We start from the raw sequence: 10,248 nt of genomic DNA on the forward strand, positions 1-10,248 counted from the left end.
CATGATTCCTCTTTCAAAAAAATGCATAATATAACAAAAAGGTATAATGGTGGATTATGTATTTTGTAAAAGCATCGGATGATGTAAGTATCGCTGTATATGATTATAATCCGAAAGGGAAGAAGACAGTTTTTCTGGTTCACGGATGGCCTCTGTCCCATCTGATGTATGAATATCAGCTGGAAATGCTGTTATCCTGCGGATATCGTGTCGTTTCTGTGGATTTGAGAGGTTTTGGAAATTCGGATGTGCCGGCCTATGGTTATTCCTACGATCAGATGGCTGATGATATTTACCGTGTAATCTGTGCCCTCCGGCTGAACCGGTTTGTTCTTGTGGGCTTTTCCATGGGAGGTGCTGTAGTGCTCAGGTATATGAGAAAATATCAATGTTACGGGGTGGAGCGTCTGATACTGCTTGCGGCGGCAGCGCCCTGCTGGACACGGAGGGAAGGATTTCCATATGGGCTCACAAGGGAATACGTGAACGGATTGATAAGGCAGGCCTGTACGGATCGGCCCAGGCTGGCCTGGGAATTCAGCCATGAACAGCTTTTTGCAAGCTGTCAGTCAGAACAGATAAAAGACTGGTTCGGGGATATCGCTCTTTCGGCGTCCGGTATCGGTACGGTCCAGGCTGCCATTTCCCTGAGAGATGAAGACGGACGGAATGATTTGGAGGCAGTTAATGTACCTACCGTTATTATTCACGGAAAAAAGGATGTGGTGGTATCCTCACAGCTTGTGGAATATCAGCATATGGAGATTGCCGGTTCCAGACTGTTCCAGCTGGAGAACAGCGGCCATGGAATCGTGTACGATGAGCTGGAACGGTTTAACGATCTGTTTTTGCTTGCGGTGGAAGGGGAAGAATAAGCTTTTTACAAAAAACAGGCAGCCGTCTCTTACGAGATATCTGCCTGTTTTTACTGTACACCCGGCAGGGCATATTTACAGATGTGATAAGCTGCGATTGAGATAAACCGCCAGATAAAATTCAGCCGAATAATTTCCTGCGCTTTTCTTCTATTTTCTTTTTCCGTTCCAGAGTGGCCTCTTTGTCCACCTGATAGACACCGTCGGTATACAGAATGACATCCCCTTCTTTGGCGTCAGATGGGAGCTGGCTTCGTGAAATAAGAAGCATGGTACGGTCTTCCTGTTCACATACGGCATTGCCTTCTTCAAATCTGTCAATAATGTATTTCATAATTTTCCTTTCTTCCATATCGGCGTAAGCCTTTTACGGAACATATGGATGGCCCGGACAGTATGGCGTCCTATGTATCAGGGATTGCACTGACTGCACGGCGCATAACCCATTCCGATGACTTCATCCCGGCTTCCGTCGAAATAAATTTTATTGGATTCCTTCATCTTTTCCACGGATGAACAGTCGGGAAGATGGAATTTCATACTGTTTTTATTTAACACATATGAATTGCTGTCGGCGATTGTTTTTTCTTCAGAAGCTGATTCATCAGACAGTATTCCGGTATCGGCGGAAGCGCCGGATCCGGTATTCCACGTTATTACGGAACCGTCGGAAGTGGCTGTCAGGGTTCCCTGTTCGTCCGTCCTGTAAACCGTTATACCTTCGGCTGCCAGTTTATCCATGGTTTCCCGATGCGGATGGCCATAACTGTTGTCTTTCCCGCAGGAGACCACCGCTATGGACGGAGACACTGCCTGCAGAAAAGAATCGCAGGTTGAAGTGGAGCTGCCATGATGTCCAAGCTTAAGGACATCAGCCTTCAGAATCAGCCCGCTTTCCACAATAGCCTCTTCAGAAAGCGTTTCCGCGTCGCCGCACATAACAAAGGCATTGGCTCCGAAGGTAAGGCGGAGCCCCACGGAAAGATTATTCAAATCGCCGGCAGCTGCAGCCTGCTGTTCGACCTCTTCTGTGGGAGATAATATGGTAAAGGACGCTTCTCCCAGCTGATATACGGTTCCGGGAACAGGCTTCGTTACCTTCAGATCCTTATCAATCAGGGCATCCAGCACATCCTCATAGGTCCGCGTGGTATGAGAGACATCGGGCATGATAACTGTGCCGATATCAAAGGAATGGATCACATCATCCAAGCCTCCGATATGATCTTCGTGGGGATGAGTTCCTATCAAATAAGCAAGACGGCTGATTCCAAGGGACTTAAGATACCGGACGACTTCCGCTCCGGTTTCATTAGTGCCGGCATCCACAAGCATACATTCCTTCCCGGATTGGATGAGAATGGAATCGCCCTGCCCCACATCAATAAAATGAACCTTTACGGTACCGGAAATATCCTGGAGTGTATTTCCTTCATCCCCGGAAGAAACGGATCCTGAACCGGAAGGCTGTATCCCTGTGCATCCGGAAGCCGAAAGAAGAAAGGCGCACAGGAAAAAAGACAGGACAGCACGGAGGGGCAATTGGGGGTGGAGCCTGCTTTTCCTGAACTTATCAGGTCTTTTATGTTGTTTTTTCATGTTGTAAATCCTCCTGAAAATCTATCATATAACAGATTGTCCGGGAAGGAAAGCAGGAAAATATGTATTTCGGTTTACTATATTAAGATAATGGGTCAAAATGCCGGAAAGAAAAAGAGCTCGTTCTTTCCGGCAATTATTTTACTCTGAAAAAGGAGACATGGACAGACGGATAAAATATCCTTTGTCATGATCACAAACAGGACATTTTTCGGGTGCGTTGGTGCCGGTATAGACATACCCGCAGTTGAGGCAGATCCATCCGGTTTCCACATCCGAAATGAAGAGCTTGTTCTGCTCCATAAGCTGGGCGAATTTACCAAAACGATCACCATGAGTTTTTTCTATGGCGGAAATCATATGGAAGGAAGCAGCCACCTTATCAAAACCTTCTTCTTTGGCTTTGTCACCGAACACTTTGTAAATGGGATCATATTCCTCATATTCATTATGCTGGGCGGACAGCAGCAATTGTTTTACATCAGGATAAATATCAACCGGGTAGCCTCCGTCCACCACGATTGTTTCACCGCTGAGTTCTTTCAAATGATTGTAAAAGATCTCCGCATGTTCTTTTTCCTGATTTGCGGTAAAGGTAAAAACTGCTTCAATGACATGGAGGCCGTCTTTACGTGCCTGTGAGGCCGCAAAGGTATAGCGGTTCCTGGCCTGGCTTTCCCCTGCGAAAGCCCTCATCAGATTATCTTTCGTTTCGCTGTTTCTAAAATCCTTGGACATTTTTTTCACTCCTTTATCAATGAACTGTGTTTGAGGTACATCTGAGCGGCACAAAACTGCACAGATGGAATATTTTTAGTATGGTCATATGGGAAAGGTTTATACTTTTTTAATAGTAAGTTTTCAGCCAGTTAATTGCAATTTCCGGTGACAGAGGTAAAATAAAGGACATAAACATCATACTGCCCGGGCCTGATTCAGTCCCGGGCGCGTGTATAGGTGCGCGGATAGGAGAGAGAATGAAAGAAAAGCTGATACGTTTTATGCAGGGACGATATGGAGTGGACCAGTTTACCAAATTTCTTATGGGAGTGGCGCTGGTCTGTATGATTCTTTCCCTTTTTACAAGAAGCATGGTATGGTCATTTTTAATTCTGCTGCTTCTGGTCTATTGTTATTTCCGCATGTTTTCCAAAAGTATCACCAAAAGATATGCCGAAAATCAGAAATACCTGCAGATGACAGCCGGTATCCGGAGAAAATGGGCCTCCTTTCAAAGGGATATGAAAGATCGGAAAACGCATCATATATACAAATGTCCCGGATGCAAACAGAAAATCAGAGTTCCCAGGGGAAAAGGAAAAATAGCGATCCGATGCCCGAAGTGCCATACGGAATTTATTAAGAAGAGCTGACGGGAGAAAAGCATGTTCGGTTATGTAATTGTGAATAAACAGGAAATGAAGTTCAAAGATTTTGAAGTTTACCAGTCCTATTACTGCGGATTCTGTCAGGAGCTTAAGAAACGGTACGGGGTGAAAGGCCAGATCACAGTAACCTATGATATGACCTTCCTGATTTTACTGCTGAAGGGTCTGTATGAAGTAGAGGATAAGGTGGACGGCTGTAAGTGTATTGCCCATCCTTTTGACCGTCATCCGACAAGAGCAAATACGTTTACGGAGTATGCCGCTGATATAAACATATTGATGACTTATTATCAGTGCATGGATGACTGGGAAGACGAGAAAAAGGTCTGGAAAAGAGGCTATGCGGGAATTCTGAAAAGAGCCTTTGGCGAAGCGGCGGCGCGTTATCCCAAAAAGGCGGAGGAGATTTCCGGACAGATGCAGCTTCTCCATGAGTGTGAAAAGAAAAATGAAAAAAATCTTGACATTGTAGCGGGATGCTTTGGTAATATAATGGCGGAGATTTTTGCACTCAAAAATGACGAATGGGAAGAAGAACTTCGGAAAATGGGATTTTTCCTGGGGAAATTTATTTATCTGATGGATGCCTATGAAGATATCGAAAAGGATCGGAAGAAGGGGAATTTTAACCCTTTTCTTTCCATGTGCGGTGAAAATGGTTTTGACGATGAGGTCTACCATATTTTGCGGATGATGATGGCAGAATGCTCCAGAGCTTTTGAAAAACTCCCTGTCCTTCAGAATGTTGATATTCTGCGGAACATCCTTTATTCCGGTGTTTGGTGCCGGTATGAGATGGTAAAGGGCAAAAGAAAGGAACAGCAGGAAAATGCGTGATCCATATCAGGTACTTGGTGTGTCCAGGGATGCATCAGATGAAGAAATAAAGAAAGCATATCGAGCATTAAGCAGAAAATATCATCCGGATGCCAATGTGAATAATCCGAATAAGGAGCAGGCAGAGGAAAAGTTCAAGGAAATCCAGCAGGCTTATCAAAGAATCATGGATGAAAGGCAGAGAGGAACGAGCAGCTACGGGAGCAGTTCTTCCTCCGGAAGCTCCGGAGGAGGCTATCAGGACTTTGGAGGCTTCGGTGATTTTGAGGATTTGTTCGGCAGTTTTGGCTTTGGCGGGCAGAGCTACCGAAGGGCGCAGAGCAATGACGGCGGTGATGAATATACGGTTCATATGAAAGCCGCTTATAATTATATTCAAAGCAGACATTTCCGGGAGGCTCTCAATGTGCTTTCCGGAATCAGTGACAGAACGGCCCAATGGTATTATTACAGTTCCATAGCGAATTCCGGGCTGGGCAATAACGTGATTGCGCTTGACCATGCGAAGAAGGCGGCGGCTATGGAACCCGGGAATCAGCAGTACAGAGTGTGGCAGCAGCAGATGGAATCCGGCGGAAGCTGGTATCAGACCCAGCAGTCTCCATACGGAATGCCTGCGATGGACGGCAGCAACTGGTGCCTGAAGCTGTGTATTGCCAATCTCATCTGTAACATGTGCTGCGGGGGCGGAGGATTATGCTGTGGAGGCGGTATTCCAATAGGACGTTTTTAACGCGCAAGCGGATGGAAAAAAGAAAGGAGTACGTAAAATGGAAGTAATGGTTATTTATTCAAGCCATACGGGCAACACCAAAAAAATAGCTTCCAGTATATTTGCGGCAATCCCCGGTGACTCCAAGGATATGCAGTCTATAGACGAATATAGTGGAAAAGATGCGGAGACCTATTTTGTCGGTTTCTGGACGGATAAAGGAACCTGCGATATGCGGGTGGTGGATCTGCTGTCTGAGCTGGAAGGAAAAAATGTGGCATTATTCGGCACCTGCGGAATGGGGACAAATGAAGAATACTACAAAAGTATAGAACAAAAGGTAAAGGTCTGGCTCCCGGAGGACTGCAGATATCTCGGGGCATACATGTGCCAGGGGAAAATGCCCATGCAGGTCCGTCAAAAATATGAAATGATGGAAAACAGCGGAATGGAAGAAGCAAAAGTAAAGGCGATGCTCCGTAATTTTGACGAGGCGCTGCTGCATCCCGATGCGGAGGATTTAAAGAATGCGGCGGCTTTTGCAGTCAATGTCATGGACAGACTTAAAAACAGAGAATGCTGAAAAACAGGCCGGGATATAAAGTCCCGGCTAATTTTATGTAAAAAATGTTTGTAATCTGTATTCCGATATGTTATACCACATATAGAAATATGTGAAAAGCGGGGATTGAACATGACAAAGGATATGACCAATGGAAAACCGATAAAATTGATACTGGGGTTTGCAGTGCCTCTTTTATTGGGAAATCTGTTTCAGCAGTTTTATAATCTGGTGGATACTGTAATTGTGGGAAAGGTTCTGGGAGTGAATTCACTCGCGGCAGTGGGGAGCACAGGCTCCATTAATTTCCTGATAATCGGTTTCTGTATGGGCATCTGCAATGGATTCGCCATTCCTGTTGCCCAGAGCTTCGGCGCCAAAAATGATAAAACACTGAGAAAGTATGTGGCTAACAGTACCTGGCTGGCCCTGCTTTTTGCGGTGATTATGACAATAGCGACGATAATACTCTGCAAACCTATTCTCCGGCTGATGCGGACGCCGGATGATATATTTACGGGAGCATATACCTATATTGTGATTATTTTTGCCGGTATTCCTGCCACCATTCTGTATAATATGGTTTCCGGTATCCTCCGGGCCATGGGAGACAGCAAAACGCCCCTGTATTTTCTGATCCTTTCCGCTTTTCTGAATATCTTCCTGGATCTATTCTGCATCATAGTCCTGCATATGGGAGTGGCCGGAGCGGCGGTTGCAACCGTGGTCTCCCAGGCGGTATCAGGTGTCAGCTGCCTGCTGTATATGAGGAAAAAATTCGATATTTTACATATCAGGAAAGACGAATGGAAACTGGAATCCCAGTATGTGAAGAATCTGTGCAGCATGGGAATTCCCATGGGGCTGCAGTATTCCGTCACTGCAATAGGAAGCGTTATCCTACAGAGTGCGGTAAACTCCCTGGGCTCCATTGCCGTAGCCTCCATGACGGCTGCCAGCAGGATCGGCGGATTTTTTGCATGTCCTTTTGATTCGCTCGGTGCCACGATGGCTACTTTTGCAGGACAGAATATGGGCGCGGGCAGGACGGATCGCATCAGACAGGGAATCCGCTCTGCAAATATGATAGGAGCAGTTTATGCGGTGGTGTCCTTCTGTATCATCGCGCTGGCAGGCGGAAAGCTGGCACTGCTGTTTGTGGACGGTTCGGAAGAAGCGATTTTATCGAATGTCAAGCTTTTCCTGCTCTGCAATTCTATTTTTTATTTCCCGCTGTCGCTGGTGAACAATATCCGGTTTTTAATCCAGGGAATGGGCTACAGCATGCTTGCTATTTTATCCGGAGTCAGTGAAATGATAGCGAGAGCTTTGGCCGGATTCATTCTGGTTCCTGTTTTCGGGTTTGCGGCTGTGGGCTTTGCAAGTCCTCTGGCCTGGGTAATGGCCGATGTGTTCCTGATCATTGCTTATTATAAGGTGATGGAAAGGACGGAAAAGCTTTTTAAAGAAGGGCGTCAGCTGGAAAAGGTGGAATAAGGAAGATCCGTTCCGGCAGGCAACTACATGGAAAAGGCGGAAAAAGGCCGAAAAGTTCACATGTTTTTCATAAATATCTGTTACACTGTAAGTAAAGCGGATGAATGACTTTGAATCATAGGAAATCGCCGGTTCCTGCCGGCAGAATCGAGGTTGTTATGGAACGGACAAAAATTCTTGTTGTGGATGATGAAAGCAGAATGCGCAAGCTGGTGAAAGATTTTCTCCAGAAAAATAATTATGAAGTGCTGGAAGCCGGAGACGGCAGTGAAGCGCTTGATATTTTCTTTGAACAGAATGATATTGCATTGATTATACTGGATGTGATGATGCCTAAAATGGACGGATGGCAGGTATGCAGGGAAATCCGTAATTATTCCAAGGTCCCCATTATTATGCTGACGGCAAAGGGGGATGAAAAGGATGAGCTGCAGGGGTTCGATTTAGGCGTGGACGAATATATTTCCAAGCCCTTCAGCCCCAAAATCCTGGTGGCCCGCGTCGAGGCTATTCTGAGAAGAGCGGGAAAGGCTGCCAGCGGTGACGTGATGGAGGCCGGCGGCATTCATCTGGATCAGGCGGCTCATATGGTTACTATTGACGGCCAGAATGTGGAATTGAGCTATAAGGAATTTGAACTGTTGACCTACTTTATGGAAAACAAGGGAATCGCCCTTTCCAGAGAGAAGATTCTGAACAATGTATGGAATTATGATTATTTCGGTGATGCCAGAACCATAGATACTCATGTGAAAAAGCTGCGCAGCAAACTGGGAGTCAAAGGAGATATGATAAAGACTATCTGGGGCATGGGCTATAAATTCGAGGTTGATGAAGCATGAGATATTCGATCAGAAAGCAATTTGCCTGTATATTTATCGGATTAATGGCCGGCACAATTTTATTGTGCTGGTTTATTAATAATACCTTCCTGGAAAAATATTATTTTCATAACAAACAGACCGTGGTTATGGATGCTTACAAACAGATGAACGCTGCAGCCCAGAAGGGAAGCATTAACTCGGATGATTTTGATATCCATCTTCAGCAGCTCAGCGCCAGATACAATATATCCATTCTTGTTCTGGATGAAGACTCCGAAACCATACGTGTAAGCGGAGGGGATCCTTCCATTCTGAAAATTGAATTGTGGAATCATGTTCTTTTTGACAGTATGGACAGTGGCGGCGGCAGCGTATCGGACCGGCCCGGCAAGAATCAGGGACAGAAGTACGGTGAAAATACAATTGCTAATAAGACTCTGGTGCGTAATGAAAGTCCTTTCTATATAGTACAGCTGGTGACAAGCAACCGGGTCAGCATGGATTATCTGGATATGTGGGGATTCCTGGATAACGGGAATCTGTTTTTTATAAGGACAGCGCTGGAAGGCATCCGGGACAGCGTTGATATTGCCAACCGTTTTCTTGCATATGTAGGGATAGCGGCGACAATCGCCAGCGGTATCATAATATGGATTGTCACCAAAAAGGTAACGGATCCTATTCTGGAGCTTGCCCGCATTTCCGAACGTATGACCCATCTGGATTTTGATGCGAGATACCAAGGAAAGAGTTTTAATGAAACTGCCATACTGGGAAACCATATCAACCAGCTTGCGGATACCCTGGAAGCGACCATATCTGAATTGAAAACTGCGAATAATGTATTGCAGAAGGATATCGAGAAGAAAAATGAAGTGGACGAGATGCGTAAGGAATTTCTTTCCAACGTTTCTCACGAACTGAAAACTCCCATTGCGCTGATCCAGGGATATGCGGAAGGCCTGAAGGAAGGAATTAATGACGATGATGAAGAGAGCAGGAATTTTTACTGTGATGTTATCATAGATGAATCCGGCAAAATGAATAATATGGTAAAGAAGCTTCTAACATTGAATCAGTTGGAATTCGGAAATGATGTGGTATCGATGGAGCGGTTCGATATTGTTACCCTTATCAGGAATTATATTCAGTCGGCGGATATTCTCATTAAACAGAATGAGGCGGCAGTCCGTTTCGAAAAGGAGGAGCCGGTTTATGTCTGGGGTGATGAATTTAAGACGGAAGAAGTCTTTATGAACTACTTCACCAACGCATTAAACCATTTGGACGGAGAAAGGGTAGTGGATATTAAGCTGAGCCAGGAAGGAAAAAAAGTAAGGATATCTGTTTTCAATTCCGGGATACCCATACCGGAAGAATCGCTTCCTCATTTGTGGGAGAAATTTTATAAAGTGGATAAAGCGAGAACGAGAGAATATGGAGGCAGCGGTGTCGGCCTTTCCATTGTAAAAGCGATCATGGAATCCATGAACCAGAAATACGGAGTTGTGAATTACGAGAATGGTGTGGAATTCTGGTTTGAGATGGAGAAGGTGGGAGAAGAGTAAGTTTTTATCAGTGATAAGTAAATAACAGAAGTGTAAAGAAACCGCTTGTTTTCAGGCGGTTTCTGTTATTGCAGAAGCCATTGTAAAATCTTTTGTAAAAAAATGTAAAAATATGATTGACAAAGTCGAACCGGGATGATAGAATCATTTTTGCTGCCGGTCAAACCGGTAACATACATAAATAAAAAGTTAAAAAAAGTGCTTGACTGGCAGAACAACATGTGATAAGATATCAACTGTTGCGGCTGAGAAAGCAGCACACAGAACCTTGACAAATAAACAGTAATGCAACCCTGAAAATTCTAAAAAAGAAAATTCAGAGAACAAGTTTTAAAGCTTCGAGAGAAGACCTTTAAGACACCCAAAAACAGTAAGAAATGTTTGGA

The 10,248-nt window shown here is 44.9% G+C and carries 11 protein-coding genes; 8 read left to right on the forward strand and 3 right to left on the reverse strand.

What is annotated here, in order from left to right; genetic code table 11:
• Window positions 1-56 precede the first annotated feature (56 nt).
• A complete protein-coding gene (locus BLA28_RS30000; protein ID WP_069159425.1) occupies window positions 57-875 on the forward strand; it encodes an alpha/beta fold hydrolase in 819 nt (272 codons plus the stop codon).
• 121 nt (window positions 876-996) lie between these two features.
• Here the strand turns inward: BLA28_RS30000 and BLA28_RS30005 are convergent, their stop codons facing one another.
• The 3 genes from BLA28_RS30005 to rbr form a co-directional block, all read right to left on the reverse strand.
• Entirely contained in the window at window positions 997-1,209 is a 213-nt protein-coding gene (locus tag BLA28_RS30005) for a DUF3006 domain-containing protein (RefSeq protein WP_009252887.1), read from the reverse strand.
• 77 nt (window positions 1,210-1,286) lie between these two features.
• Window positions 1,287-2,474, reverse strand: coding sequence for a ComEC/Rec2 family competence protein (locus BLA28_RS30010; RefSeq protein ID WP_081330228.1), 1,188 nt, complete (start codon window positions 2,472-2,474; stop codon window positions 1,287-1,289).
• Window positions 2,475-2,615: 141 nt separating this feature from the next.
• Complete coding sequence (rbr, locus tag BLA28_RS30020) at window positions 2,616-3,212, reverse strand: rubrerythrin (RefSeq protein ID WP_009252885.1); 597 nt, start codon at window positions 3,210-3,212, stop codon at window positions 2,616-2,618.
• Between the two features lie 239 nt (window positions 3,213-3,451).
• Between rbr and BLA28_RS30025 the strand changes: the two genes are divergently transcribed.
• From BLA28_RS30025 to BLA28_RS30055, 7 genes are all read left to right on the forward strand, one after another.
• Complete coding sequence (locus tag BLA28_RS30025; RefSeq protein WP_009252884.1) at window positions 3,452-3,847, forward strand: hypothetical protein; 396 nt, start codon at window positions 3,452-3,454, stop codon at window positions 3,845-3,847.
• Between the two features lie 12 nt (window positions 3,848-3,859).
• Window positions 3,860-4,699, forward strand: coding sequence for a DUF5685 family protein (locus tag BLA28_RS30030; protein ID WP_009252883.1), 840 nt, complete (start codon window positions 3,860-3,862; stop codon window positions 4,697-4,699).
• A complete protein-coding gene (locus BLA28_RS30035) occupies window positions 4,692-5,432 on the forward strand; it encodes a DnaJ domain-containing protein (RefSeq protein ID WP_044972959.1) in 741 nt (246 codons plus the stop codon). The genes BLA28_RS30030 and BLA28_RS30035 overlap by 8 nt, the downstream gene beginning before the upstream one ends.
• Window positions 5,433-5,469: 37 nt before the next feature.
• Window positions 5,470-5,994: a flavodoxin family protein BilS gene (gene bilS / locus BLA28_RS30040; protein ID WP_044972958.1), complete on the forward strand. Its 525-nt coding sequence runs from the start codon at window positions 5,470-5,472 to the stop codon at window positions 5,992-5,994.
• Between the two features lie 111 nt (window positions 5,995-6,105).
• The gene (locus BLA28_RS30045) at window positions 6,106-7,470 is read left to right on the forward strand and encodes an MATE family efflux transporter (RefSeq protein ID WP_009252880.1); all 1,365 of its coding nucleotides are present in this window, start codon (window positions 6,106-6,108) and stop codon (window positions 7,468-7,470) included.
• A gap of 158 nt (window positions 7,471-7,628) precedes the next feature.
• Window positions 7,629-8,312 (forward strand): response regulator transcription factor, encoded by a 684-nt coding sequence (locus tag BLA28_RS30050; RefSeq protein WP_009252879.1) that lies wholly within the window; start codon window positions 7,629-7,631, stop codon window positions 8,310-8,312.
• Complete coding sequence (locus BLA28_RS30055; protein WP_016360271.1) at window positions 8,309-9,862, forward strand: sensor histidine kinase; 1,554 nt, start codon at window positions 8,309-8,311, stop codon at window positions 9,860-9,862. The genes BLA28_RS30050 and BLA28_RS30055 overlap by 4 nt, the downstream gene beginning before the upstream one ends.
• Window positions 9,863-10,248: the final 386 nt, after the last annotated feature.

The sequence above is a fragment of the Eisenbergiella tayi genome, assembly GCF_001881565.1.
GTDB lineage: Bacteria > Bacillota > Clostridia > Lachnospirales > Lachnospiraceae > Eisenbergiella > Eisenbergiella tayi.

Bases quoted from the DNA above. Each gene is read 5' to 3' on its own strand.
- BLA28_RS30025 (WP_009252884.1), top strand. From the start codon at position 3,452: ATGAAAGAAAAGCTGATACGTTTTATGCAGGGACGATATGGAGTGGAC.
- BLA28_RS30045 (WP_009252880.1), top strand. From the start codon at position 6,106: ATGACAAAGGATATGACCAATGGAAAACCGATAAAATTGATACTGGGG.
- BLA28_RS30030 (WP_009252883.1), top strand. From the start codon at position 3,860: ATGTTCGGTTATGTAATTGTGAATAAACAGGAAATGAAGTTCAAAGAT.
- rbr (WP_009252885.1), bottom strand. From the start codon at position 3,212: ATGTCCAAGGATTTTAGAAACAGCGAAACGAAAGATAATCTGATGAGG.
- BLA28_RS30005 (WP_009252887.1), bottom strand. From the start codon at position 1,209: ATGAAATACATTATTGACAGATTTGAAGAAGGCAATGCCGTATGTGAA.
- BLA28_RS30000 (WP_069159425.1), top strand. From the start codon at position 57: ATGTATTTTGTAAAAGCATCGGATGATGTAAGTATCGCTGTATATGAT.
- BLA28_RS30010 (WP_081330228.1), bottom strand. From the start codon at position 2,474: ATGAAAAAACAACATAAAAGACCTGATAAGTTCAGGAAAAGCAGGCTC.
- bilS (WP_044972958.1), top strand. From the start codon at position 5,470: ATGGAAGTAATGGTTATTTATTCAAGCCATACGGGCAACACCAAAAAA.
- BLA28_RS30035 (WP_044972959.1), top strand. From the start codon at position 4,692: ATGCGTGATCCATATCAGGTACTTGGTGTGTCCAGGGATGCATCAGAT.
- BLA28_RS30055 (WP_016360271.1), top strand. From the start codon at position 8,309: ATGAGATATTCGATCAGAAAGCAATTTGCCTGTATATTTATCGGATTA.
- BLA28_RS30050 (WP_009252879.1), top strand. From the start codon at position 7,629: ATGGAACGGACAAAAATTCTTGTTGTGGATGATGAAAGCAGAATGCGC.